The sequence below is a fragment of the Streptomyces sp. NPDC104202 genome (genome assembly GCF_055584185.1).
The window spans coordinates 12,477-36,175 of record NZ_JBVJMN010000068.1 but is presented as its reverse complement, the minus strand read 5'-3'; the positions used below and the strand labels follow the sequence as shown (position 1 = coordinate 36,175).

Below are 23,699 nucleotides of genomic sequence, written 5' to 3'. Positions count from 1 at the left end.
GAGCGGCACGACGAAGGGCCCCGGGCGATCTCCTCGCCCGGGGCCCTTCGTCACGGCGCTCGCCGTGGTGTCTCAGAGCAGCTCGCGCAGCCGCTCGGCCAGAAGGTCCCAGCGCCACTTCTCCTCGACCCAGGCGCGGCCCCGCTCGCCCATGCGGGCCCGGAGCTCGGGGTCGAGCAGGAGGGTGGTGACGCGGTCGGCGGTGTCCTCGGCGGACTCGCCGCGGACGACCCAGCCGGTCTCGCCGTCGAGGACGGCGTCGGGGGCGCCCCCGGAGTCGCCGGCGACGACCGGGAGGCCGGTCGCGGAGGCCTCCAGGTAGACGATGCCGAGCCCCTCGACGTCGAGGCCGCCCCGGCGGGTGCGGCAGGGCATGGCGAAGACGTCGCCGGCCCCGTAGTGGGCGGGCAGCTCCGACCAGGGGACGGCGCCGGTGAAGCGCACGGATCCGGCCACGCCGGTCTCCGCGGCGAGACGGCGCAGGTCGTTCTCGTACGGGCCGCCGCCGACGATCAGGAGGACGGCGTCCGGCACCGTGCGCAGGATCCGCGGCATCGCCCTGATCAGGGTGTCCTGTCCCTTGCGGGGGACGAGCCGGGAGACGCAGACGACGACGGGCCGGTCGCTGAGCCCGAGACGGGCGCGGACCTCGGCGCCGCCGGAGTCGGGGTGGAAGGTCTTCTCGTCCACGCCGGGCGGGAGCTGGACCATCCGGCCCGCGGCGGCCGGCGTGAGGGCGGCCGCGATGCGGGAGCGGGTGTACTCGCCGAGGTAGGTGATCGTGTCCGTGCCCTCGCCGATGCGGCGCAGCAGCTGCCGGGAGGCGGGGAGCTGGGCCCAGCCGGCCTCGTGCCCGTGGGTGGTGGCGACGAGCCGCCGGGCACCCGCCCTGCGCAGCGCGGGAGCCATCAGGCCGAGCGGCGCGGCCGCCCCGAACCACACCGACGTGCAGCCGTGCTCGCGCAGCAGCGCGGTGGCACGGGCGGTGACCCGAGGAGTGGGCAGCAGCATGGTGGTGCGATCCCGGACGACCGTGAAAGGCTGCTCGGCGTCGAACGCGGCCGTCGCCTCGACGCCCTCGCGGCTGCGCTTCCACGTGGAGGCGTACACGACGATCCGGTCGGGGTCCAGGCGGAGCGCCATGTTGTGCAGGAAGGCCTGGATTCCGCCGGGACGCGGCGGGAAGTCGTTGGTTACGATCAGGGTCTTGTGCATCGTGGCCGACAGTACGCGATCGCCACCACCGCCCGGCAACACCACTCCCCCGCTCCCGCGGGCCCGACAGGACAAGGACGAGACAGTGACGACGGGTGCGGTGGGGAACTGGTCACGCGCGAGCCTGCGGCTTCCGCTGGGTCTCTGGGGTCTGACCCGGGTCCTGCTGCTGCTGTGCGTCTTCAAGGTCGTGGTCATCCCCGGCCCGGACATCACCTTCGACGTCTCGAACATCTACCAGGGCTGGTACGAGGTGCTGCGGACCGGCACCTACCCGCTGGACGACGTCACGTGGCAGTACCCGCCGGCGGCGGCGCTCGCGATCCTCTCCCCGGCCCTGCTGCCGTTCCTCGGCTACGCGTCCGCGTTCTTCGTCCTCGCCTTCCTCTGCGACGCGCTGGTCTTCGGGCTGCTGGTGTACACGGGACGCCGCGCGGGCCGCTCGTCGCACGGTGCCTGGCTGTGGCTCGCGGGCGTCCCGCTGCTCGGCCCGACCGCGTACGCCCGCTACGACGTGATGGTGACCGCCGTCGCGGTGGCGGCGCTGCTGGCGGCCGGTCGGAGTCCGCGCGTCCTGGGCGCCCTCGCCGGGTTCGGGGCGGTCCTGAAGGTGTGGCCCGTGCTGGTGCTGGCGGGCAGCCCGAAGGGACGGGCGACCTTCCGCTCCTGGACGACGGCGGCGGGCGCGGCGGCCGCCGTGCTGCTGCTGTGCGTGCTGTGGATGCCGGGGGCGCTGGCCTTCCTGGGCTTCCAGCGCGACCGGGGCACCGAGGTCGAGTCCCTGGGTTCGATGGTCTTCCACGTAGTCCGGCACTTCGGCTGGGAGGGCGAGGCGCGGATGAACTACGGCTCGATCGAGTTCCTCGGCCCGTACGTGTCCACGGTGTCGACGGCCGCGATGCTGCTCACGATCGCCGCCTTCGGCTGGCTGCTCGTGTGGCGGCTGAAGGCGCGCCTGTTCACCTCGTCCACGGTGGCGGACGCGGCCTTCGTGGCGGTGCTGCTGTTCACGGCGACGAGCCGGGTCCTCTCCCCGCAGTACATGCTGTGGCTGGTGGGTCTGGCCGCGGTCTGCATGGCGTTCCGGGCGAGCCGGATGCGGCGGCCCGCGCACCTGGTCATCTGGGCGACGGCGGTGACGCAGTTCGAGTTCCCGGTGTGGTTCTCGCACGTGACGCGGAGCGACCCGCTGGGCGTGGCGGTGCTGTTCACCCGGAACGGCCTGCTGATAGCCGCCGCGGTGATCGCCTGCCGCATCCTGTGGCGCCAGACGGTGACGGAGCCCCGGCTCGCGGAGATCGCGGCGGCGGAGGCGACCGCTCAGCCGGAGCGCGAGAAGGCCCTGTCGGGTTCCTTCTGACCGGTCGCGGCCGTCCGCGGGTGGAGCAGGGCGAGCGCCGCGCACTGGGCGGCCATGGCGAGGGCCATGGCCAGACAGATCCCGCCGAGCCCCCGTGCTGAGAACGTGAGGGCCAGCGGGAGCTGGACGAGGACGCCGGCGACGGTGATCCGGGCGAGCCGCGGGCTCGCCCCCGTGCCCTCGAAGACCCCCGCGACCGCGATGTACCCGGCCATGAGCAGCAGGTAGGGGCCGAGGCAGCGCAGGAAGAGCGCGCCTGCCGCGGCCACGTCGGGCTCGGCGCCGAAGGCGCGCATGACGGGGCCGGCGGCGACGAGCAGCAGGGCGGCGGCTCCCGCCCCGAGGGCGGAGCCGAGGAGCAGGGCCTCGCGGGCGACGGCCCGCCGCTCGTCCCGTCCGGCGCCGAGGAGGTGGGCGCTGTGGATGGCGGCGGCCTGCCGGACGGCGTAGAAGGCCATGGTGGCGACGTACATGGCCTTGGTGGCGATGCCGTAGGCGGCGATCTCGGTGACGCCGATCCGGGCGACGACCAGGACGAGTGCGAGGGCGCCGGCCATCCGGACGGTGAAGTCGGCGGACATGGGGAGTCCGGTGGCGGCGGTCCGGCGCAGGGCGGCGGCGGTGGGCAGAGCGGCGCGCGCGGCCCGCGCGGCCTTCAGGAGCGGGTCGCGGCGCAGGGCGAGCAGGCCGGCGGCGAGGGCGACGGAGCGTCCGGCGACGGTGGCGAGGGCGGCGCCCTCCACCCCGTGGGCGCGGATGAGCAGGGGGTCGAGGACGAGGACGAGTCCGTTGGCGAGGAAGGCGAGCCGCATGGGGGTGCGGGTGTCGCCGGCGCCCTTGAGGACGCCGTCGAGGACGTGCGTGGCGAAGAAGACGGCCGTGCCGGGGAGCGCGATCGCGAAGTAGGCGGTGGCCAGGGCGTGGGCGGGGTGGTCAGGGCCGCCGAGCAGGAGGGCGGCGAGCGGGTCGCGCAGCAGGTACCCGCCGACGGCGACGGGCGGTACGAGCAGCGCGCAGAGGGCGGCCCCGCCGCGGACGGCGGCGCGGACGGCTCCGGGGTCGTCGGCCCCGCGGGCCCGGGCGACCAGGACGGTGGTGCCGGAGCCGGCCATGAGGACGACGCCGAGGAGCAGGTTCTCGACGTTGGTGGCGACGGCGACGGCGGCGACGGCGTCCCCGCCGAGCCGGGCGACCCAGAGCATGTTGACGACGCCGGCGGCGACGCCCGCGAGGAGTTCGCAGTAGACCGGGCGGGCGAGCCGGACGAGCGTCCGGCGGTGTGAGGACATGCGACGGTTCCCCCTCTTTTCGAGATACCTCGATAAGAGGTATCTCGAAAAGAGGTAGCATGGCGAGCGCTCCCCCGACAAGCGAGAAGGAGACCCGCCCGGTGCTGGAACTGTCGATCCTGGGCTTCCTGTACGAGAAGCCCCTGCACGGGTACGAGCTGAAGGAGCGCATCCACGGACTGAGCGGGCACGTCCGCCCGGTCAGCGACGGAGCCCTCTACCCGGCCATCACCCGGCTGGTGCGCGACGGCCTGGTCGACAGCCGCACGGAGCCCGGCGCGAGCGCGGCCCCGCGCCGCACGCTCTCGCTCACCGCGGACGGCCGCCGGGAGCTGATGGCCCGGCTGCGCGCCCCCAAGGACGTCGAGATCAGCGACGGCCAGCGGTTCTTCACCCTGCTCGCCTTCCTCGGCCGGCTCCCCGACCCGGCCGACCAGGCGGCGGTCCTCCGCCGCCGCCAGGCGTTCCTCGACGCCCCCGCCAGCTTCTTCTACGAGGGCGGCAGCCCCGTCACCGTCGAGCGGGAGCCCGACCTCTTCCGGCAGGGCATGCTGCGGATCGCCCGCGCGACGGGCACGGCCGAGAAGGCCTGGCTGACGGAGGCCCTGCGTGAACTCGACGCGGCCGCGGGGCCCCGGGAGGGGACGGCCTAGCACCTGTCGTCACCATCCCCTCGTTGCCCGCAGGGCAGAGGGGATTTTGACGACAGGCCCTAACCCGCCAGCCGCTTCCCCAGGTAGGCGCGCCAGTCGGCGGTGAACCGCTCCGGGGTGGTGGCGAGGACGTCGTGGAGCGCCTTCTCCAGCGCGCCCTCGCGGGCCGGGTGGGCACCGACCGCCCGGTAGAACGCGGTCAGCGCCGGCGCGCCCCAGCGCTCCGCGATCAGCTCGCAGGCGAGCCAGCCGCCCTCGTAGGCCCGGGCCAGGGCGTCCGCGTCGCCGCCGAAGCGGAAGTCGGCGTCGTCCGGGAGCCGGGCCGGCAGGTCGCCCGCGCGGACCGCCCGCGCGAGCTCGGGCGCGGCCTGGCCGGCGGTGCGCCCGGAGCCCCGGTAGGCGACCCAGTCGGCGAAGCCCTCCGAGAGCCAGACCGGGGTGGCCTCCGTGGTCCGGACCCGTGTGGCGACGTGGGTGGTCTCGTGGGTGAGGACCATCTGCCGGCCGAACGTCCCGAGCACGGCGTACGCGTCCGGGTTCACGATCACGCGGTCGGCCGGGGCCTGCGGGCCGCCGCCCGCCACTCCCGTGGTGACGGCCGCGATGCCCCGGTAGGAGGCGGCCGGGCCGCCGAGGAGCCGGCCCATCGCCTCGACCGAGGCGGGCACGAGGACCACGATCCGGCCGGCCCAGCTCCCGTCCCACGCCTCGCCGACCGCGGGCACCGCCCGGTCCGCCGCCGCCGCGATCTCCCGCAGCCGCTCCGCGCTCTGCCCGACGCCGAGGACGAGACTGCGCCGGCCGGTCACCGACTCCACCTCACCCTGCTGCCACAGCTGCTGCGGGGCCCCCTCGGCGGCGCGGTCGCCGGTGACGTACCAGCGGCCGTCCCGCTCGGCGAGGTCCAGGACCCGTGCGGTGGTGGAGGGCCCGGAGTCGTAGCCCCTGATCCGGTAGCCCAGCTCGGCCTCGACGGTGGCCCGGCCCTCGCCGGCCGGGTCGACGTCGGTGACCCGGTAGTCGACCCCGCCCAGCGGGACGTCGGCGAGCCGGTCGAACTCGGTGCGGGCGGCCGGCGCGAGCGCGGGGTCCAGGTCGGCCAGGTACCCGGCCTCGTCCCGGTCCAGCAGCGCCCTGGCATGGCCGTCCAGCAGGTTCTGGACCTCCTTGGCCGACGGGCCCGCCCGCCCGTCCGGTCCGGCGGGCGCGCAGCCGGTGAGGGCCGTCAGGGCGGCCAGCAGGCACACGGCCGCGCCGCGCGCCACTCCACCGCTCCGACCTGCCACGCCCCCGATCGTACGGGCGCGGGGACCGGACCGCGTCAGACCCGGGTGACGGTCACGTGCGACATCATGTTCACCGGGTCGTAGCGGACCCGGGCGCCCGGATAGGGGGCGTGGATGACCTGTCCGTTGCCGGCGTAGATCGCGACGTGGCTGGCGTCACCGCGATAGGTGACCAGGTCGCCGGGCTGCGCCTGGGACAGCGGCACCCGGCGGCCGGCGTTGCGCTGGGCCGAGGAGGTGCGCGGCAGGCTGATGCCGGCCTGCCGGTACGACCAGACCATCAGGCCCGAGCAGTCGAAGGCGGACGGCCCGGTCGCCCCCCACACGTACGGCTTGCCGATCGCGCTGCGGGCGGCCATCACCGCGGCGGAGGCCCGCGAGGAGGCCGGGCCCAGGTCGCCGAGGGGCGGCAGCTCCTCCGCGGGGGAGCCGTCGCGTCCGCCGCCGCGGGACGCCCGGTCGAAGTCGGCGCGCTCCTCGGCGGTGAGCGAGGCCAGCACCCGGCGGGCCTCGGCGAGCTTGCGCTCGACGGTGCGCTTGTGGCGGGCGACCTCGGCCCGGCTGCGCTCCAGTTCGGCGAGGGCGGTCCTGGCCTCGGTCCGCTTCTGGTCCAGCCGGCGCTGCTCCCGCCGGAGCTCGCCGAGCGCGGCGCCCTGACGGACGGTGGCGCGGTCGAGAGCGGAGGCGCGGTCGAGGTAGCTGTCGGGGTCGGAGGAGAGCAGCAGCGCGAGGGCGGGGTCCATGCCGCCGGAGCGGTACTGGGCCCCGGCGACCGAGCCGAGCGCGCCCCGCATGCGGTTGATCCGCTCCTGGCCGCGGGCGAGGCCGTCCCGGGCCTCGGCGACCGTCCGGCGCAGGGCGTCCGCCTTCTCGTCCGCGCTGTTGTACCCCTCGGTGGCCTTCTCGGCCTCCTCGAAGAGGCGGTCGACGGTGGCACGGGTGGCGGCGGTTCCGGCGCCGGGGTCGGCGCTCGCGGGGACGGCCCCGAGGGACGCCGCCGCGGTGGCCGCGGCGGCGGCGGTGAGGACGGTGACCCTGGCGGGTCGGCGGTGGGACGCCACGAATCGCGCTCCGTTCGGCTCGACGCAGACTGGCGCGGCAGACAGTAGCCGCTGATCACTCCGCGTCCAACGAAGCCACCGGGCACACAAAGTGACGCCCCGCCGGAGAACACAGGTCACCGGCGGGGCGTCAGGTCAGCGCGCGTCGTGGCGAACCACCCGTTCGGGCGGCATGCCGCAGCGGGTCGCGGGGGGCGTCAGCCCGCCACGCGGACTCCGAACTGGAAGCTGCCCAGGGTGTTCATCGACTCGTAGCGGACGTAGGCGCCCGAGTAGGGGGCGTGCAGGACGGTGTTGTTGCCCGCGTACAGGCCGACGTGCTGCAGGCCGTTGAAGAAGACCAGGTCGCCCGGCTTGAGCTGGCTGCGGCCGATCTTCGTGCCGTCGTTCTGCTGGGTATACGTGGTGCGGGTGAGGTCGATGCCCGCCTTGCCGTAGGCCCACTGCGTCAGACCGGAGCAGTCGAACGAGCTGGGGCCCTCGTGGCCGGAGACGTACGGCATGCCCACGCGGGTGTCGGCGGCGGCGAGCGCGGCGGCGCCGAAGCCGTTCGCGGGGACCTCGTTGCCCAGGTCGACGCGCTCGCCGGCGTCACGGCTGGCCCGCTGCTCCTGCTCCGCCATCTTGGCCTTCTCGGCCGCGGTGAGGGTGTTGAGGAGCTTCTGGGCCTCCGCCAGCTTGCCCTGGAACTTCTTCTTCTTGGCGGCGAGCGTCTTGCGGACGTCCTCGAGGTCGGCCAGCTTCGTGGTGGCCTCGGTCCGCTGCTGCGCGAGGGTGCGCTGCTTGGCCTGGATCGAGGTGAGCACGTCGGCCTGCTGGGCGCTCAGCTGGTCGATCGCGGACGCCTTGTCGAGGTAGGTGTCCGGGTCGGCGGAGAGGAAGAGCTGGAGCGCCGGGTCGATACCGCCGGAGCGGTACTGGGCGCTGGCGACCGAACCGATCTGGTCGCGCAGGGCGTTGAGCTCCTGCTGACCGCGGGCCACCTTGTCCTGGAGGTTGCCGATCTCCGTCTGCAGCTTGCCGCGGCGCTCCTCGGCGAGGTTGTACTGCTCCGTGGCCTCTTCGGCCTCGTGGTGCAGCTTGTCGACCTTCGACTTGACCTCGTCGATCTTGGGCTGGGCAGGGGCCGCCTGGGCACCGGACTGGGCGGTGAACGCCACGGCGGCGGCCGCGGTCACGGTGAGCACGGTCACACGGGCGCGGCTCGGCTGCTTGGGTCGACGGTGGGACGCCACGAAGGCGATCTCCTTCTTCCTCAGAGCCGCCCAACCGGTCAGGGGCAGGCGGTTCCTCCGCCGCCACCCCGGATGGGTGATCAACCGCGCGAAGGTTCGATGCCTGACCCTAGTGACCAAGTTGTGATCAGTTCAAATCCCACCGGCAAAAATATCGCTCGCACGGCACTTTGTTCACACGCAGCACACGGGCAGTGATGGCCACTTGACGGCCCGTCCATCACAATTCGGTCATACGACCCATGAGTTGCGAGGCGCTACGAGAGACGCGAAAGCCGCTTCAGCAACAAGACGGACGCAACCGGACGCGCCCCCGCCTTGGCCACGCCGTCGGCCACCTCTCGGTCGGTGGAGACCACCACGACGGGCCGCCCCGGGGGCTCGGCCCGCACCAGCTGGCGGATCAACTCGTCGGCGGTGACACCGGGCTTGGAGAACAGCACCCGCACCCCGCGGGGGGGCGCGAGCAGCACCGGCGCCGCCAGCTCCGCCCCGTCGAAGACGCAGGTGACCTCGGCGCCCGAGCGCGCCGCGAGGGCCGAGAGGCCGCCCAGCAGCCGCAGCCGCTGCTTCTCCAGCGGCATCGTCGGATAGCCGGTCTTGGTGACGTTGTAGCCGTCCACGACCAGATGCGCCTGGGGCAGCGCGAGCAGCTGGTCGAGGAGGGCCGGATCGGTCTCCGACAGCGCCCGGGCCGCGATGTCCTTCGGCGACATGCGCCCCGGCTCCACCGCGTCGACGGTGTCGGCCGGATGCACCGACACGGGCGGCAGGGCCAGTTCGCGGCGCAGGCCCTGCGCGGCGTCCAGCACCGTGTCCAGGAGCAGCCGCAGCCGCATGTCCTCCACCGAACGTCCCTCGCGGGCGGTCCGGCGGCTCGCCTCCAGGGCCGCCTCGACCTCGCCGAGCCGGGCCTTGAGCCGCCGGCTCTCGCTCTCGGCCGCCGACACCTGGGCGGCCCCCTCGGCCCGTACGGCGTCGATCTCGCCCTGCACGCGCCGCAGCGCGGCCTCGCCGCGCTTCACGTCGCTCTGGGCGCTGCGCAGCTTGCGGTGAAGCGATTCCGCTTCCTTGCGGGCCGCCTCCAGGTCGTGGCGCAGCTGCTCGGTCTCGCCGCGGGAGCGGTCCCGGGCGGCGGCGAGCTCCTCGCGCAGCCGCTCCAGCTCGCGCCGGCCGGCCTCGTCGGCCCGCTCGGCGTCGGCCCGCTGGGCCTCCTCGCCCGCGGCGGCCACGAGCTTGACCCAGCCGGGCGGGCGCAGCACGTAGGCGGCCGCGGCCACGTCGACGGGGTCGGCGGCGGCGGGCGGGGTGCCGGTCTCCACGGCTCCCGCCAGCTCGGGCTCGGCCTGCTTGAACCGCTCGCCGATCCGCTGCCGGAACAGCGGGTCGCCCTCCAGGGCCGCGGCCATCGCGTTGCCGGCGAACTTGGCCCGCCGGCTCGCGGTGAAGCGGGCGTACTGCCGCAGGGGTGCGGGGAGCTCCGCGACGGTCAGCCCGCCGAAGGCGTCCGCGACCAGCGCGACGACCCTCCGCCGGACGCCTTCCGGCAGTGGGTGGTCGAGCGTCTCGGCAGCGTCACCTGCCGCGCCGGCCGGCTCTCCACCGTGCGCGGGCTGCTCCACGATCCGTCACCCCTATGTCGTCCGCGCCGTCCGTCAGGAGGCGGCGCCCGGCCTGTCCACCAGTTCGATCTGGTCCACCGCGTTGCACCAGCGGCAGCGGACCGACTCGATGGTCTCACTGACCACCTGCCGCTCCTCGACCGTCGGGTCGCCCGCGAGGTCCAGATGGACGTACTCGACGACCTTCGAGGAGCGCGTCACGTCGAAGCGGGTCAGGTTGCCGCAGAGGGTGCAGCGCCAGCGGGTCTCGGCGGTCGGCAGGGGAACCGTCGTCATCGAGCCGTCCTTCTTCCTGTTGCGTGATACCAGGTGCGGGAGCCGCGGTGCGCCGTCGAACTGCGGTCGTCGTGCCCGTAACACTACGGCCTTGCCGGTACCCGGGGGCACGGCGAGGCACTCTGTCCACTTCGACCCCGGTACGCCATGATCTGTCCATGATCGACTGGCGAGGAGCGGGTCGCGGCGCCTGGCGGGGCGCGCGCAGGGGACCCACGGTGACGTACGGACTGATCGCCGCCTGCGTCCTCCTCTTCGTGGTCAGCCCCGTCTCCGGACTCAATCCGGCGCACGGCACGGGGGACGAGCTCCTGGCGGCGCAGGGCGCCTACTTCCGCCGCTGGGGCGTCGTCCCCGCCGAGCTGACCGCCGGCGAGCCGCACGCCCTGCTCACCCCCCTGACCGCGCTGTTCGTCCACGGCAGCTGGCTCCACCTGCTGGGCAACATGCTGTTCCTGTACGTCTTCGGCGCCATGGCCGAGGAGCGCATGGGCCCGGCCGGGTTCGCCCTCTTCTACCTGAGCACGGGGTACCTGGCGCTGCTCGGGTACGCGGTGGCCCACGCGGACAGCGAGCAGACGCTGGTGGGGGCGTCGGGGGCGATCTCCGGGGTGCTCGGGGCCTTCCTCTTCCTCTTCCCGCGCGCCCGGGTCACCAGCCTCTTCCCCTTCCTCCTCTTCCTGCCGCTGCGCTTCCCCGCCTGGATCGTGCTGATCTTCTGGTTCGTGCTCCAGTGGCTGGCCGCGCGGGCGGCGGGACCGGGGCCGGGCGTCGCCTACCTCGCCCACGTCGTGGGCTTCTCGGCCGGCTTCCTCTACGCCTGGGGGTGCTACCGGGGTGGGGATAGAGTGAAGGCTCCAGCCGCGGCGACCGAGGGAGAAAGCCAGCCGTGATCACCGCGATCGTGCTCATCAAGACCAGCGTGGACCGCATCCCCGAGATCGCCGAGTCGATCGCCGCGCTCGACAGCGTCAGCGAGGTCTTCTCGGTGACCGGCACGTACGACCTCATCGCCATGGTCCGGGTGCCCCGCCACGACGACCTGGCGGACGTCATCCCCGGCCGGATCAGCAAGATCCCGGGCGTCGAGGCCACGGACACCCACGTGGCGTTCCGCACCTACTCCCAGCACGACCTGGAGGCGGCCTTCGCCATCGGTCTGGAGTCCTGAGACCGGGACCGCGCGACGACAGGAAGGGGGCCTCCCGCCGGGGAGGCCCCCTTCACCCGTACGAGTGACCGATCAGCCGCGGTCGGGGACGCAGCGGCCGTCCTCGGTGCGGTACTTCCACTGCGCGCCGTCCCGGACGAGCTCCTTCACCGCGCGGACGAACCGCTCGACGTGCTCGTCCGGCGTGCCGGCGCCGAAGCTCACCCGGATGGCGTTGAGGGAACGCTCGCCGGGCGCGGCCTCCGGGGCGCCGCACTCGCCCGGGTCCTGCGGGTCGCTGCCGAGCAGCGTGCGGACCAGCGGGTGGGCGCAGAAGAGGCCGTCGCGGACGCCGATGCCGTACTCGGCGGAGAGCGCGGCGGCGAAGTGGGAGCTGTTCCAGCCGTCCACGACGAAGGAGATGACGCCGACCCGGGGCGCGTCGTCGCCGAAGAGCGACAGCACCCGGACCTCGGGCACCTCGGCGAGGCCCGCGCGGACGGTGCCGACGAGGTGCTGCTCGCGGGCGACCAGTCCGTCGAAGCCCGCCTCGGTCAGGGCCTTGCAGGCGGAGGCGATGGAGTAGACGCCGATGACGTTCGGGGAACCGGCCTCGTGCCGGGCGGCCGTGGTGTGCCACTCGACGTCCACCCCGCCGTCGGCGCGGCGCGCGACCTTGCGGGAGGCGCCGCCGCCCGCGAGGTAGGGCTCGGCGTCCTGGAGCCAGTCGGCGCGGCCGGCGAGGACGCCGGAGCCGAAGGGCGCGTACAGCTTGTGGCCGGAGAAGGCGACCCAGTCCACGTCCAGCTCCCGCACGGAGACGGGGTGGTGGGGCGCGAGCTGGGCGGCGTCGAGGACGATCCGGGCGCCGTGGGCGTGGGCGGCGGCGGCGAGTTCCCTGACCGGCCACAGCTCGCCGGTGACGTTGGAGGCACCGGTGACGCAGACCAGCGCGGGACCGTGGGGGTCGCGGTCGGCGAGGGCGCGCTCCAGGGTGGCGACGGCCTCCGCGGGGGTGCGCGGCGCGTTGAGGTAGGTGACGCGGGCGTCCCGCCAGGGCAGCAGCGAGGCGTGGTGCTCGGTCTCGAAGACGAAGACCTCGCAGCCGGCGGGCACGGCCTGGGCGAGCAGGTTGAGCGAGTCGGTGGTGGAGCGGGTGAAGACGACCTGGTCGCCGGGGCGGCAGTCGAGGAACTCGGCGACGGTGACGCGGCTGTTCTCGAAGAGGTCCGTGGAGAGCTGGGAGAGGTAGCCGGCGCCGCGGTGGACGCTGCCGTAGTAGGGGGCGTACGCGGCGACGTCGTCCCAGACCCGCTGGAGGGCCGGCGCGCTGGCCGCGTAGTCGAGCGCCGCGTAGGTCACCTCGCCGCCGGTGACGAGCGGGACGGTGACGTCCCGGCCGAGCACGGGCAGCGGGGCGGCGCAGCAGGGGTCGGCGGACTCGTCGGCGACGGTGGCGGTGGCGGTGGCGGCGTTCGGGCGTGCGGACATGGCGGTATCTCCCGGCGGGCGGTGCGGATGGCTTCGGTGATCCCGTACGCGGCCGGACACGGCGGGGTACGGGTGATGCCTCGGAGGCGACGGGGGGCGTCCGCGGGTGTGCGGGTACGCCGAAGTGACCCTGATCCGAGGGTGAAGAAGGGGCGGATTCGCCCTATCGCATTCGCTTGCTCACGGAAAAAGCTCCTCGAGAGACCAGGACCCCTGGTGTTCGAGGGGTCCGCGCTTGCCGTAGACCTCGCTGCCTACGGCCTGGTCATCACCCGGGGCACCCCGCCACGGACGGAGGGTTGCCGGACAGCAAGCCGGGGCCAAAACGCTGTCACTCGTGACCTGTAGAGCATCCTGCCACATGATCGCCGAAGCGCAAGACCCCGGTCCGGATGGTGGACCGGGGCCGTGCTCGGGATCCGGTGGAGGTCAGGCGTTGCTGGCGGCGATCCAGGCGTCCAGGGACCGCAGGGCCGCGCCGGAGTCGAGGGACTCGGCCGCTCTCGCGATGCCCGCGGCCAGCTGCTCCGCGAGGGTGCCCGTGCCGGGCTCCAGGGCGGTCAGCGCCGCCGCCGCGTTGAGCAGCACCGCGTCCCGTACCGGACCGGTCTCCCCCGCGAGCAGCCGGCGGGCGACGTCGGCGTTGTACGAGGCGTCCGCGCCGCGCAGCGCTTCGAGGGGGACGAGGTCGATGCCGACGTCACGGGGGTCGAAGCGCTCCTCGGCGACCCGGCCGTCCCTGACCACCCACACCCGGGAGGTGGCGGTGGTCGTGAGCTCGTCGAGGCCGTCGTCGCCGCGGAAGACCAGGGCGGAGTTGCCCCGCTCGGCGAGCACGCCGGCCACGATCGGCGCCATGCGCGGATCGGCGACGCCGACGGCCTGGGCCTTCACCTTGGCCGGGTTGGTCAGCGGGCCCAGGACGTTGAAGGTGGTCCGGATGCCCAGCTGGCCGCGGGCCGCGGCGACGTGCCGCAGCGAGGGGTGGAACTTCACCGCGAAGCAGATGGTGATGCCGGCTTCCTCGGCGACCTCGGCGACCCTCCGCGGCGTCAGGTTCAGGTTGATGCCGAGCTTCTCCAGGACGTCGGAGGAGCCGGAGGCCGAGGAGGCGGCGCGGTTGCCGTGCTTGACGACCTTCGTGCCCGTTCCGGCGACCACGATCGACGCCATGGTGGAGATGTTGACCGTCTTCGCACCGTCGCCGCCGGTGCCGACGATGTCGACGGCGGGGCCCGGCACGTCGATCACGTTGGCGTGCGCGTACATGGTCCGCACGAGGCCGGCGATCTCCTGCACGGTCTCGCCCTTGGCCCGCAGCGCCACCATGAAGCCGGCGATCTGGGCGTCGGTCGCCTCGCCGCTCATGATCAGGTCCATCGCCCAGGCCGTGTCGTCGGCGGAGAGGTCCCGGCCGTCGAGCAGTCCGTTCAGCAGGACGGGCCAGGAGCGGCCCGCCGACGTAGGTCCTCCAGCGGGGGTCGCAGCGCTCATGGCAGCTCCTGGTGATCGTGACGGGTACGCACCCACCCTATCGACCCCGGGGGACGGCAAAGAGCCCCGTCCATCGAATGGACGGGGCTCTCACCGTGGCGACTCTCAGGAAATCAGGAGTTCGGGGTGATCAGTGGTGGCCGTGGCCGCTCTGGATCTCCTTGTACTCCTCGGCCGTCGGCTTGGCGATCTGGCTGTCGCCGCCGTAGTAGCCCTTGTTCAGCTTGACCCGGAGCTTCTCCAGGGCGCCGACCTTGCGCTCCACACCGTTCTCGTCGACGGCCGGCGGAAGCTCCGCGGCGTCGTACTGCTCGTGAGCGGTGAGGCGGTGCAGCTCGCCCTGGCTGAGCGGCTCGTGGACCTCGACGAACTCACCGTGCGGCAGGCGCTTGATGATGCCGGACTCGCGGCCGTGCAGCACCTTGTCCTTGTCACGGCGCTGGAGGCCGAGGCAGATCCGCTTGGTGGCGATGAACGCGATGACCGGGCCGACGAAGAAGAAGATCCGGACGAACCAGGTGATCGAGTTCAGCGACAGGTGGAAGTGGGTCGCCCAGAGGTCGTTTCCACCACCGATCAGCATGATCATGTACGCGGTGATCCAGGCGACGCCGAAGGCGGTGCGCGTCGGAGCGTTGCGCGGGCGCTGCGCGATGTGGTGCTCGCGCTTGTCGCCGGTGATCCAGGACTCGATGAACGGGTAGACACCCATCGCGACCAGGACGGCCGGGAAGAGCACCAGCGGGATCATCACGCCCAGGACGAGCGTGTGGCCCCAGAGGTTGATCTCCCAGCCCGGCATGACACGGATCAGACCCTCGGCGAAGCCCATGTACCAGTCGGGCTGGGCGCCGGTGGACACCTGGTCCGGGCGGTACGGGCCGATGGCCCAGATCGGGTTGATCGAGGCGATCGCCGCGATGACCGCGATGACGCCGAAGACCAGGAAGAAGAAGCCTCCGGCCTTGGCCATGTAGACCGGCAGCAGCGGCATGCCCACGACGTTCTTGTTCGTGCGGCCGGGGCCGGCGAACTGCGTGTGCTTGTGGAAGAACACCAGGATGAGGTGGGCCACCACGAGGCCGAGCATGATGCCGGGCAGCAGCAGCACGTGGGCCGAGTAGAACCGGGCCACGAAGTCGCCGCCGGGGAACTCGCCGCCGAACAGGAACATCGACAGGTACGTGCCGATGACCGGCACGGACAGGATCGCGCCCTGCATGAAGCGGACACCGGTGCCGGAGAGCAGGTCGTCCGGGAGCGAGTAACCGGTGAAGCCGGTGAACATGCCCAGGAAGAACAGCAGGAAGCCGAACAGCCAGTTGATCTCACGCGGCTTGCGGAAGGCGCCCGTGAAGAAGACGCGCATCATGTGCACGAACATGCCGGCGAGGAAGATCAGCGCCGCCCAGTGGTGGATCTGCCGGATGAGCAGACCGCCACGGACCTCGAACGAGATGTGCATCGTCGAGTTGAACGCCTCGGACATCAGCTGTCCCTGGAGCGGGACGTACGGTCCGACGTACTCCACCTCGTTCATCGACGGGTGGAAGAACAGCGTCAGGTAGACGCCCGTCAGGATGATGATGAGGAAGCTGTAGAGGCAGATCTCGCCCAGCATGAAGGACCAGTGGTCCGGGAAGATCTTCCGCATGTTGGCCTTGGCCAGCGTGTAGATCCCCAGGCGGCCGTCGGCCCAGTCGGCGACCCGCTCACCGGCGGGTGCTTTCTTCGTTTCGGTCACGGTGCTCATCCGCGCTCCCAGAAGGCAGGACCGACGGGCTCGTCGAAGTCGCCGAGCGCCTCCAGGTAGCCCTTGGCGTTCACGCCGATCCGCAGCTGCGGGAGGGCGTGACCGGCCGGGCCGAAGATGACGCGGGCGCCGTCGGAGAGGTCGAAGGTGGACTGGTGGCACGGGCAGAGCACGTGGTGCGTCTGCTGCTCGTACAGGGAGATCGGGCAGCCCACGTGGGTGCAGATCTTCGAGAAGGCGACGATGCCCTCGTGCGACCACTCCAGCTCGCGCTTGTCCTTGATGTCCTCCGGCTGGATCCGGACGATCATCAGGGCGGCCTTGGCGATCTGGGTCTGGAACTCGTGGTCGTGCACCGAGAGGCCCTCGGGCATCGCGAACGTGAGCGAACCGACGGCGACGTCCTCGGGACGCAGCGGCTCGTTCGTGTTCATGTTGATGAGCTGCAGCCCCTTGGCCCACATGGTGGACCGGAGCTTCTTCTCGGGCAGCGGGCCCATGTCGCGCAGCAGCACGAGGCCGGAGAGCGGGACCAGCGACAGCGCGCCGAACATCGTGTTGCGGATGAGCTTGCGGCGGCCCATGCCCGACTCGGCCGCACCGGCCGCGAAGTCCGACATGACCTTCGCCTTGGTCTCGGCGTCGGCCTCGATCGGGTGCCGCTCGTCCGCGATCTCGACGTCGGACATCAGGGTGCGGGCCCAGTGGACCGCGCCCGCGCCGATGAAGAAGAGCGCGAGGCCCAGGGACCAGCCCAGGGCGAAGTTGAGCGCGGACACCCGGCCGAAGGGCCAGATGTACACGATCTTGTCGACCGGGAAGATCACGTACGACGCGATGAAGCCGACCGTGGCCAGCATCGACAGCGTGAACATGAAGGCGACCGCACGCTCGGACCGACGGGCGGCCCGCTCGTCGATGTCCTGGATGCGCGGCTTGTGGGGCGGAAGGCCCGGGTCGGCGAACGGGTCGCCGGCGACCTTCACCGCGCCGTGCGCGGTGTCCTGCCCTGCCGGCAGGTTCTCTTCTGGAATCTCTTGGCTACTCATGACTTCTTGGCCTTAGCGGTGTGGGCCGCGACCCAGATGGCAACTGCGATCAGCGCACCCAGACCGAAGACCCAGGCGAACAGGCCCTCGCTGACGGGGCCGAGGCCACCGAGCTTGAGACCGCCCGGGTTGTCGGCCTTGTCGCTGTTGACGGCCTGGACGTACGCGATGATGTCCTTCTTCTCCTTCTCCGGCATGGTCGTGTCCGGGAAGGAGGGCATGTTCTGCGGGCCGGTCTGCATGGCCTCGTAGAGGTGCCTCGGGCTCACGCCTTCGAGGTTCGGGGCGTACTTGCCGTAGGTCAGCGCGCCACCCTCGCCGGTGAAGTTGTGGCACTGGGCACAGTTGGTGCGGAACAGCTCGCCACCCTTGGCGATGTCCGCACCCTCCGGGCTGTACTGGCCCTCGGTCGGCGTGATCGGGCCGGCACCGAGAGAGGCGACGTACGCCGCGAGCTGATCGATCTCAGCCTGCGAGTAGATGACCTTCTTCTTCGGGACCTGGGCGCCCGGCTGCTGGGCCGGCATGCGGCCCGTGCCGACCTGGAAGTCGACCGCGGCAGAGCCGACGCCGACGAGGGAGGGGCCGTCAGAGGTGCCCTGACCGCCGGTTCCGTGGCAGCTGGCGCAGCCGACGGAGTAGAGCTTCTTGCCCTCCTCGATGGCGAGGGACTGGGCGGTTTCATCGGCCTTCGCCGTGCCCGCGGGCGCGAACGCGGCGTACAGCCCCCCCGTGGCCGCCAGCGCGAGAAGTAGGACGACGACCGCCGCCAGCGGATGGCGTCGTCGTGCGGAGAGCTTTTTCACGGATTACCCCGGTGTCAGGATCTTCTGCGTCGATGCTTGCTGGATGTCTCGGTCCGCCGTGTCGGCGGGACCGATTACTTGATCATGTAGATCGTGGCGAAGAGGCCGATCCAGACGACATCGACGAAGTGCCAGTAGTAGGACACGACGATGGCGGCGGTTGCCTGCTCGTGAGTGAACCTCTTGGCGGCGTACGTCCGGCCGAGGACCAGCAGGAAGGCGATGAGACCGCCCGTCACGTGCAGGCCGTGGAAGCCGGTGGTCAGGTAGAACACGGAGCCGTACGGGTCCGACGAGAGCGAGAGGCCCTCGTGCTTCACCAGCTCGGTGTACTCGAAGACCTGGCCGCCGATGAAGATCGAACCCATCACGAACGTGATGATGAACCACGTCCGGAGCTTCTTCACGTCGCCCCGCTCGGCGGCGAACACGCCGAGCTGACAGGTGAGGGAGGAGAGCACCAGGATCGTGGTGTTGGTCGCCGAGAAGGGGAAGTTCAGGGCCGAAGCCTGTTCCGCCCAGTACTCGGCACCCGTCACCGATCGCAGGGTGAAGTACATCGCGAAGAGGGCCGCGAAGAACATCAGCTCGGAACTCAACCAGATGATGGTTCCGACGCTGGTGAGGTTCGGTCGATTGACCGACGGGTGCGCGTGCCCTGTTTCTACTGTCGTTACTGTCGCCACGACCGACATTATGTCGGTCGCTTATCCCGCCCTCACTCCGGGGGGTGCCGTTCGGAGTGTCCGGGGGCCGTGTCCAGCCCGAACGGCCCAGTGGAAGCGCCCCGGAGCACCCTTCGAACAGGTGTTGAACGGGTGTTGACGAGGTGTGGACCGGAGTAGCATCCGGCGCATCGATCGACGACCATCCCACGGACTTCCACGCGGAGGAACGATGCAGTCGAGTGCCACGGTCCTGCTCTACAGCGACGACGCGAACACCCGCGAGCAGGTACGCCTCGCGGCCGGGCGCAGGCCGGCGGCCGACGTTCCCCCGGTCGAGTTCGTGGAGTGCGCGACGCTGCCCGCCGTGCTGAAGCGCCTGGACGAGGGCGGCATCGACGTGTGCGTGCTCGACGGCGAGGCGGTGCCCGCCGGAGGCATGGGCGTCTGCCGCCAGATCAAGGACGAGGTCTTCCGCTGCCCGCCCGTGCTGCTGCTCATCGGGCGCCCGCAGGACGCCTGGCTGGCCACCTGGAGCCGCGCGGACGCCGCGATCACCCTTCCGGTGGAACCGGTGGAGTTCGCGGCGTCCCTGGCCTCGCTGCTGCGCGCCCGTCTGTCGATCGACGCGTGAGCTGATCAGATCGACGGCCTGAGGCGGGCCTTCTCGGTGGGGGCGACCGGGCTTCCGGCGGCCTCCACCAGGGCGCTCCCCTCGCGCCACTTGTCCCAGGACAGGTTCCAGTCGCCGAACCCGTTGCCGAAGGTGTCCATCGTGTCGCCGATGCTGTTGACGACGCGGACGATGTCGCCGGCGCGGACGGTCTCGTAGAACCAGGCCGCGTTCCCGGTCGACATGCCGACACAGCCGTGGCTGACGTTCGCCACGCCCTGCGAGCCCACCGACCAGGGCGCGGCGTGGACGTACTCACCGCTCCAGGTCACCCGGGTGGCGTAGTAGACGGGCAGGTCGTACGACTCGGAACTGCCCTCGGCTATGCCGATGCTGGTCCCCCGCATGCGGACGTAGTACTCCTTGCCGAGGATGACTTTGACACCGTTTCGGGTGGAGAAGCCCGGTTTGCCGGTGGTCACCGGAATGGTATTGATCACTTCTCCGTTGCGCTTCACGGTCATGTAGTGGGACCCGGCGTCGGCGACGGCCTCGATCCGGTCGCCGATGGTGAGCTTCAGGGGCTTCGAGGCGCCGCCGTAGAGCTTGTCGCCGACCTTGAGGCCGTCCAGGTTGCCGGTGACCGTGACGAGCGCGCCGGCGGGCCAGTACTCCTTCGGACGGAAGTGCAGCTTCTTGTCGTCCACCCAGTACCAGGACCCCTCGACGGCGGGGGTGGAGCGGACCTTGAGGGCCCGTTCGACGACGGAGCGGGCCTGCCGGTCCTTGACGGGGAGGCTGAGCTCCGCCGTGATGGGCTGCCCGACGCCGTAGGTGCCCGCCTCCGGCCCGAAGGTGGCGGTGAGCGCACGTTTGGCCGGAGCCGTCTCGAACGTGAACTCACGGGCCCCTGGAGCGCCGTCCTCGTCCTCGGTGGCCACCCGGACGGTGTAGCGGACGCCGGCCGCCAGGGCGGCCGTGGAGCGCCAGCGTCTGCCGTCCGCGGTGAGCTCGCCGGCGAGGTGGTGCCCGGCGGCGTCCGTGGCGGTGACGTCGGTGATCCGTCCGTCGTCGCCCTTGGCGGTGATCTCCAGCGGCTTCTCGGGGTCGACCCGTCCACCGTCGGCGGGGGCGCTGACCGCGAGCTGGTCCGCCGCGTCGTAGGCCTTCGCGGACAGCGGATGACCGTCGGAGCCCGCACACGACGTGGCGGCCGCGGTGACGGTGACGGCCAGAAGAGTGCAGCTCAGAACAGTCCGAATGCGCGGCGTGTCGTTCATGACTTCACGCTAAGGACACTCCTCGCCGACAGCGCGTCGAGTGCGGCAAAAGAGGGGCCCGGACACTTCGGTGACGAAGTGTCCGGGCCCCTCGGTGTGCTCCGGTGCGGAGCGGGGTACCGCTACTGGTTCTGGTTCTCGCCGCGGTAGAACTCGAAGACCCAGCCGAAGAGGCCGACCAGGATCAGCGGGGCGGAGAAGTACAGGATCCACCAGCCCATCGCGATGGCGAGGAAGGCGAGCGCGCCGCCGACCGCCAGCGAGAGCGGCTGCCAGCTGTGGGGGGCGAAGAAGCCCACCTCGCCGGCCTCGTCCGCGACGTCGGCCTCCTTGTCGTCCTGCGCCATCGCGTCGACACGCTTGGCCGTGAAGGCCAGGTAGTAGCCGATCATGATGGAGAGGCCGAAGGCCAGGAAGAGCGCCGTCGTGCCGACCGGCTCCTTGGACCAGACGCCGTAGAGGATCGCCATGCCAAGGATGAAGACGCTCAGCCAGATGAACATCTTGCCCTGGATCTTCACTTGCCGGCCTCCTTGCCGCCCGTGAGGGCCTCGGCCTCGTGGCCCTTGTTCTCGAGCTGGTCGAGAGCGGCGATCTCAGGGTGGTGCAGGTCGAACGCCGGGGATTCGGAACGGATCCGCGGCAGGGTGAGGAAGTTGTGCCGCGGCGGCGGGCAGGACGTCGCCCATTCGAGCGAACGGCCGTAGCCCCACGGGTCGTCGACCTCGATCTTCTTGCCGTACTTGGCGGTCTTCCAGACGTTGTAGAGGAACGGCAGGATCGACAGGCCGAGCAGGAAGGAGGAGATCGTCGAGATCGTGTTCAGCGCGGTGAAGCCGTCGGCGTCGAGGTAGTCCGCGTAACGACGCGGCATGCCCTCGGCACCGAGCCAGTGCTGCACCAGGAAGGTGCCGTGGAAGCCGATGAACAGCGTCCAGAACGTCATCTTGCCGAGCCGCTCGTCCAGCATCTTGCCCGTGAACTTCGGCCACCAGAAGTGGAAGCCGGCGAACATCGCGAAGACCACGGTGCCGAAGACGACGTAGTGGAAGTGCGCGACGACGAAGTACGAGTCGGAGACGTGGAAGTCCATCGGCGGCGAGGCCAGGATGACACCGGTCAGACCACCGAAGGTGAAGGTGATCAGGAAGCCGATCGTCCAGAGCATCGGTGTCTCGAAGGACAACGAGCCCTTCCACATCGTTCCGATCCAGTTGAAGAACTTCACGCCGGTCGGTACGGCGATGAGGAACGTCATGAAGGAGAAGAACGGCAGGAGGACGCCGCCCGTGACGTACATGTGGTGCGCCCACACCGTCACGGACAGACCGGCGATCGCGATGGTCGCGGCCACCAGGCCGATGTAGCCGAACATCGGCTTGCGGCTGAAGACCGGGATGACCTCGGACACGATGCCGAAGAACGGCAGGGCGATGATGTACACCTCTGGGTGTCCGAAGAACCAGAAGAGGTGTTGCCACAGCAAGGCGCCGCCGTTGGAGGCGTCGAACACGTGGGCACCGAACTTGCGGTCCGCCTCCAGGGCGAACAGCGCGGCCGCCAGGACCGGGAAGGCGAGCAGGACCAGGACACCGGTCAGCAGCACGTTCCAGGTGAAGATCGGCATGCGGAACATCGTCATGCCCGGAGCGCGCATGCAGATGATCGTGGTGATGAAGTTGACCGAACCGAGGATCGTGCCGAAGCCGGAGAAGGCCAGACCCATGATCCACATGTCGGCGCCGACACCCGGCGAGCGGACGGCGTCCGACAGCGGGGAGTAGGCGAACCAGCCGAAGTCGGCCGCACCCTGCGGGGTGAGGAAGCCGGCCACCGCGATGATCGAGCCGAACAGGTAGAGCCAGTAGGCGAACATGTTCAGCCGCGGGAACGCCACGTCGGGCGCGCCGATCTGCAGCGGCATGATCCAGTTCGCGAAACCGGCGAACAGCGGCGTCGCGAACATCAACAGCATGATCGTGCCGTGCATCGTGAACGCCTGGTTGAACTGCTCGTTCGACATGATCTGCGTACCCGGACGGGCCAGCTCGGCGCGCATGAAGAGCGCCATGAGTCCGCCGATGCAGAAGAAGACGAACGACGTGACCAGGTACATCGTCCCGATCGTCTTGTGGTCCGTGGTGGTCAGCCACTTGATCACGACGTTACCGGGCTGCTTGCGCCGTACGGGCAGCTCGTTCTCGTACGAGTCCTCAGCTGCGGCGGCACCCTGGGTTTCGTTGGGGATGCTCACAGTTGGTTCTTCTCCGCATTCCTGGCCGGGTCCGTCTGCTCGATGCCAGACGGGATGTAGCCGGTCTGCCCCTTCTCGGCCAGCTCCTTCAGGTGCTGCTGGTAGCGCTCCGGGGAGACCACCTTGACGTTGAAGAGCATCCGGGAGTGGTCGACACCGCACAGCTCGGCGCACTTGCCGAGGAAGGTGCCTTCCTGCGTCGGGATCACCTCGAAGGAGTTGGTGTGACCCGGGATGACGTCCTGCTTCATGAGGAACGGGACCACCCAGAAGGAGTGGATGACGTCACGGGAGGTCAGGACGAACCGGACCTTCTCGCCCTTCGGCAGCCACAGGGTCGGACCCGGGTTGCCGGTCTGCGGGTTACGGTCGCCGGGGATGCCGGCGTCGTAGACGCCACCCGCGTTCTCCGGGAAGTCCGCGAGGAACTTGTCCGGGATCGACGCGAGGTTCTTGTCCGTCTTGGCGTCACCCGTCACACCGGGCACGTTCTCGACGTAGTTGAAGCCCCAGCTCCACTGGTAGCCGACCACGTTGACCGTGTGCGCCGGCTTCGGGGTGAGCTCGAGGAGCTTCGACTCGTCACGCGCGGTGAAGTAGAAGAGCACCGAGACGATGATGAGCGGGGTGACCGTGTACAGCGCCTCGATGGGCATGTTGTAACGGGTCTGCGGAGGTACCTCGACCTTGGTCCGGCTGCGCCGGTGGAAGATGACGGCCCAGAGGATCAGGCCCCACACCAGGATTCCGGTGATGAGCGCGGCGGCCCAGGAGCCCTGCCACAGGGAGAGGATCCGAGGCGCCTCTTCCGTGACGGGGGTGGGCATGCCAAGGCGAGGGAAGTCTTCCCAGTTGTACGAGCAGCCCGTGGCTGTCGCCAGGATCAGGCCCGCAGTCAGCACCTGCGGCAGCTTCCGCCGCATCGGGCGCCGCGACGAGCGGTCGGAGCCGTTGGGACTCACGTAGCGCCTTCCCGAGAGTCTCGGCCCGCAGTGGTCGGCCACGGCCGTCCGTCTCGCTGGTCGGTCGCCGCCCCGGCCGCGGGCAGGGGTTTGGATGTTTATGCGGACCAAACCCTACTGGACGCTATTTGGGGTCGCGCGGGGAGGGTGCCCAACGCGCCGTCCGAGTCCCCGAAGGGGTGGAC

Annotated in this window: 22 protein-coding genes and 1 riboswitch; of the genes, 5 read left to right on the top strand and 17 right to left on the bottom strand. The window is 71.0% G+C overall.

Translation table 11 applies throughout. The annotated features are described in order from the left end of the window. Nucleotides 1–72: 72 nt before the first annotated feature. Nucleotides 73–1,215 carry a glycosyltransferase family 4 protein gene (locus ACZ60W_RS31855; protein WP_469758869.1) on the bottom strand — a complete coding sequence of 381 codons (1,143 nt, stop codon included), beginning with the start codon at nucleotides 1,213–1,215 and terminating at the stop codon, nucleotides 73–75. A gap of 85 nt (nucleotides 1,216–1,300) precedes the next feature. Between ACZ60W_RS31855 and ACZ60W_RS31850 the strand changes: the two genes are divergently transcribed. Further along, nucleotides 1,301–2,575: a glycosyltransferase 87 family protein gene (locus tag ACZ60W_RS31850; RefSeq protein ID WP_469758868.1), complete on the top strand. Its 1,275-nt coding sequence runs from the start codon at nucleotides 1,301–1,303 to the stop codon at nucleotides 2,573–2,575. Here ACZ60W_RS31850 and ACZ60W_RS31845 read toward each other — a convergent pair. After that, complete coding sequence (locus ACZ60W_RS31845) at nucleotides 2,536–3,864, bottom strand: MATE family efflux transporter (protein ID WP_469758867.1); 1,329 nt, start codon at nucleotides 3,862–3,864, stop codon at nucleotides 2,536–2,538. The genes ACZ60W_RS31850 and ACZ60W_RS31845 overlap by 40 nt on opposite strands. A gap of 101 nt (nucleotides 3,865–3,965) precedes the next feature. Between ACZ60W_RS31845 and ACZ60W_RS31840 the strand changes: the two genes are divergently transcribed. Continuing rightward, nucleotides 3,966–4,517 carry a PadR family transcriptional regulator gene (locus ACZ60W_RS31840; protein WP_469758876.1) on the top strand — a complete coding sequence of 184 codons (552 nt, stop codon included), beginning with the start codon at nucleotides 3,966–3,968 and terminating at the stop codon, nucleotides 4,515–4,517. 59 nt (nucleotides 4,518–4,576) lie between these two features. Here the strand turns inward: ACZ60W_RS31840 and ACZ60W_RS31835 are convergent, their stop codons facing one another. From ACZ60W_RS31835 to ACZ60W_RS31815, 5 genes are all read right to left on the bottom strand, one after another. Further along, nucleotides 4,577–5,803, bottom strand: coding sequence for a hypothetical protein (locus tag ACZ60W_RS31835; protein WP_469758866.1), 1,227 nt, complete (start codon nucleotides 5,801–5,803; stop codon nucleotides 4,577–4,579). Nucleotides 5,804–5,838: 35 nt separating this feature from the next. Next, nucleotides 5,839–6,864 (bottom strand): C40 family peptidase, encoded by a 1,026-nt coding sequence (locus tag ACZ60W_RS31830; RefSeq protein WP_469758865.1) that lies wholly within the window; start codon nucleotides 6,862–6,864, stop codon nucleotides 5,839–5,841. A gap of 197 nt (nucleotides 6,865–7,061) precedes the next feature. Continuing rightward, nucleotides 7,062–8,099, bottom strand: a complete 1,038-nt coding sequence (locus ACZ60W_RS31825) for a C40 family peptidase (RefSeq protein ID WP_469758864.1) — start codon at nucleotides 8,097–8,099, stop codon at nucleotides 7,062–7,064. A gap of 257 nt (nucleotides 8,100–8,356) precedes the next feature. After that, nucleotides 8,357–9,721: an NYN domain-containing protein gene (locus tag ACZ60W_RS31820; protein WP_469758863.1), complete on the bottom strand. Its 1,365-nt coding sequence runs from the start codon at nucleotides 9,719–9,721 to the stop codon at nucleotides 8,357–8,359. A gap of 33 nt (nucleotides 9,722–9,754) precedes the next feature. Further along, on the bottom strand, nucleotides 9,755–9,997 hold the full coding sequence (locus tag ACZ60W_RS31815; RefSeq protein ID WP_017238847.1) for a hypothetical protein: 243 nt from the start codon (nucleotides 9,995–9,997) through the stop codon (nucleotides 9,755–9,757). A gap of 158 nt (nucleotides 9,998–10,155) precedes the next feature. Here ACZ60W_RS31815 and ACZ60W_RS31810 point away from each other — a divergent pair, with 158 nt between their 5' ends. Together ACZ60W_RS31810 and ACZ60W_RS31805 are read left to right on the top strand one after the other, a co-directional pair. After that, nucleotides 10,156–10,890: a rhomboid family intramembrane serine protease gene (locus tag ACZ60W_RS31810; RefSeq protein ID WP_469758862.1), complete on the top strand. Its 735-nt coding sequence runs from the start codon at nucleotides 10,156–10,158 to the stop codon at nucleotides 10,888–10,890. Next, a complete protein-coding gene (locus ACZ60W_RS31805) occupies nucleotides 10,887–11,168 on the top strand; it encodes an Lrp/AsnC family transcriptional regulator (RefSeq protein ID WP_017238849.1) in 282 nt (93 codons plus the stop codon). Before ACZ60W_RS31810 ends, ACZ60W_RS31805 begins: the two co-directional genes overlap by 4 nt. A gap of 72 nt (nucleotides 11,169–11,240) precedes the next feature. On the opposite strand, the gene ACZ60W_RS31800 is transcribed toward ACZ60W_RS31805, so the two are convergent. From ACZ60W_RS31800 to ctaE, 6 genes are all read right to left on the bottom strand, one after another. Continuing rightward, nucleotides 11,241–12,638: an aminotransferase class V-fold PLP-dependent enzyme gene (locus tag ACZ60W_RS31800; protein ID WP_469758861.1), complete on the bottom strand. Its 1,398-nt coding sequence runs from the start codon at nucleotides 12,636–12,638 to the stop codon at nucleotides 11,241–11,243. Between the two features lie 226 nt (nucleotides 12,639–12,864). After that, a riboswitch (SAM riboswitch) is annotated at nucleotides 12,865–12,981 on the bottom strand. Nucleotides 12,982–13,067: 86 nt separating this feature from the next. Further along, nucleotides 13,068–14,132: an anthranilate phosphoribosyltransferase gene (gene trpD / locus ACZ60W_RS31795; protein ID WP_469758860.1), complete on the bottom strand. Its 1,065-nt coding sequence runs from the start codon at nucleotides 14,130–14,132 to the stop codon at nucleotides 13,068–13,070. 130 nt (nucleotides 14,133–14,262) lie between these two features. After that, a complete protein-coding gene (gene qcrB, locus ACZ60W_RS31790; protein WP_469758859.1) occupies nucleotides 14,263–15,885 on the bottom strand; it encodes a cytochrome bc1 complex cytochrome b subunit in 1,623 nt (540 codons plus the stop codon). Then, on the bottom strand, nucleotides 15,882–16,934 hold the full coding sequence (gene qcrA, locus ACZ60W_RS31785; protein ID WP_469758858.1) for a cytochrome bc1 complex Rieske iron-sulfur subunit: 1,053 nt from the start codon (nucleotides 16,932–16,934) through the stop codon (nucleotides 15,882–15,884). Before qcrA ends, qcrB begins: the two co-directional genes overlap by 4 nt. After that, entirely contained in the window at nucleotides 16,931–17,740 is an 810-nt protein-coding gene (qcrC, locus tag ACZ60W_RS31780; RefSeq protein WP_469758857.1) for a cytochrome bc1 complex diheme cytochrome c subunit, read from the bottom strand. The genes qcrA and qcrC overlap by 4 nt, the downstream gene beginning before the upstream one ends. Nucleotides 17,741–17,814: 74 nt before the next feature. Next, the gene (gene ctaE / locus ACZ60W_RS31775; RefSeq protein WP_469758856.1) at nucleotides 17,815–18,435 is read right to left on the bottom strand and encodes an aa3-type cytochrome oxidase subunit III; all 621 of its coding nucleotides are present in this window, start codon (nucleotides 18,433–18,435) and stop codon (nucleotides 17,815–17,817) included. 202 nt (nucleotides 18,436–18,637) lie between these two features. On the opposite strand from ctaE, the gene ACZ60W_RS31770 reads away from it, so the two are divergent. After that, nucleotides 18,638–19,039 (top strand): hypothetical protein, encoded by a 402-nt coding sequence (locus ACZ60W_RS31770; protein WP_469758855.1) that lies wholly within the window; start codon nucleotides 18,638–18,640, stop codon nucleotides 19,037–19,039. Nucleotides 19,040–19,044: 5 nt separating this feature from the next. Here the strand turns inward: ACZ60W_RS31770 and ACZ60W_RS31765 are convergent, their stop codons facing one another. The 4 genes from ACZ60W_RS31765 to ctaC all read right to left on the bottom strand — a co-directional run bounded on the left by ACZ60W_RS31765 (nucleotide 19,045) and on the right by ctaC (nucleotide 23,514). After that, a complete protein-coding gene (locus tag ACZ60W_RS31765) occupies nucleotides 19,045–20,298 on the bottom strand; it encodes a L,D-transpeptidase (RefSeq protein WP_469758854.1) in 1,254 nt (417 codons plus the stop codon). A gap of 122 nt (nucleotides 20,299–20,420) precedes the next feature. After that, nucleotides 20,421–20,819 (bottom strand): cytochrome c oxidase subunit 4, encoded by a 399-nt coding sequence (locus ACZ60W_RS31760; RefSeq protein ID WP_366302420.1) that lies wholly within the window; start codon nucleotides 20,817–20,819, stop codon nucleotides 20,421–20,423. Beyond that, nucleotides 20,816–22,552 (bottom strand): aa3-type cytochrome oxidase subunit I, encoded by a 1,737-nt coding sequence (gene ctaD, locus ACZ60W_RS31755; RefSeq protein WP_469758853.1) that lies wholly within the window; start codon nucleotides 22,550–22,552, stop codon nucleotides 20,816–20,818. Before ctaD ends, ACZ60W_RS31760 begins: the two co-directional genes overlap by 4 nt. Then, complete coding sequence (gene ctaC / locus ACZ60W_RS31750; protein ID WP_366302422.1) at nucleotides 22,549–23,514, bottom strand: aa3-type cytochrome oxidase subunit II; 966 nt, start codon at nucleotides 23,512–23,514, stop codon at nucleotides 22,549–22,551. The genes ctaD and ctaC overlap by 4 nt, the downstream gene beginning before the upstream one ends. Nucleotides 23,515–23,699 lie beyond the last annotated feature (185 nt).

What these genes read in the sequence shown, in the direction of transcription:
- ACZ60W_RS31855 (WP_469758869.1), bottom strand. Translation starts at nt 1,215, where the DNA reads ATGCACAAGACCCTGATCGTAACCAACGACTTCCCGCCGCGTCCCGGC.
- ACZ60W_RS31845 (WP_469758867.1), bottom strand. Translation starts at nt 3,864, where the DNA reads ATGTCCTCACACCGCCGGACGCTCGTCCGGCTCGCCCGCCCGGTCTAC.
- ACZ60W_RS31815 (WP_017238847.1), bottom strand. Translation starts at nt 9,997, where the DNA reads ATGACGACGGTTCCCCTGCCGACCGCCGAGACCCGCTGGCGCTGCACC.
- ACZ60W_RS31810 (WP_469758862.1), top strand. Translation starts at nt 10,156, where the DNA reads ATGATCGACTGGCGAGGAGCGGGTCGCGGCGCCTGGCGGGGCGCGCGC.
- ACZ60W_RS31800 (WP_469758861.1), bottom strand. Translation starts at nt 12,638, where the DNA reads ATGTCCGCACGCCCGAACGCCGCCACCGCCACCGCCACCGTCGCCGAC.
- trpD (WP_469758860.1), bottom strand. Translation starts at nt 14,132, where the DNA reads ATGAGCGCTGCGACCCCCGCTGGAGGACCTACGTCGGCGGGCCGCTCC.
- qcrB (WP_469758859.1), bottom strand. Translation starts at nt 15,885, where the DNA reads ATGAGCACCGTGACCGAAACGAAGAAAGCACCCGCCGGTGAGCGGGTC.
- qcrA (WP_469758858.1), bottom strand. Translation starts at nt 16,934, where the DNA reads ATGAGTAGCCAAGAGATTCCAGAAGAGAACCTGCCGGCAGGGCAGGAC.
- ctaE (WP_469758856.1), bottom strand. Translation starts at nt 18,435, where the DNA reads ATGTCGGTCGTGGCGACAGTAACGACAGTAGAAACAGGGCACGCGCAC.
- ACZ60W_RS31770 (WP_469758855.1), top strand. Translation starts at nt 18,638, where the DNA reads ATGCAGTCGAGTGCCACGGTCCTGCTCTACAGCGACGACGCGAACACC.
- ACZ60W_RS31765 (WP_469758854.1), bottom strand. Translation starts at nt 20,298, where the DNA reads ATGAACGACACGCCGCGCATTCGGACTGTTCTGAGCTGCACTCTTCTG.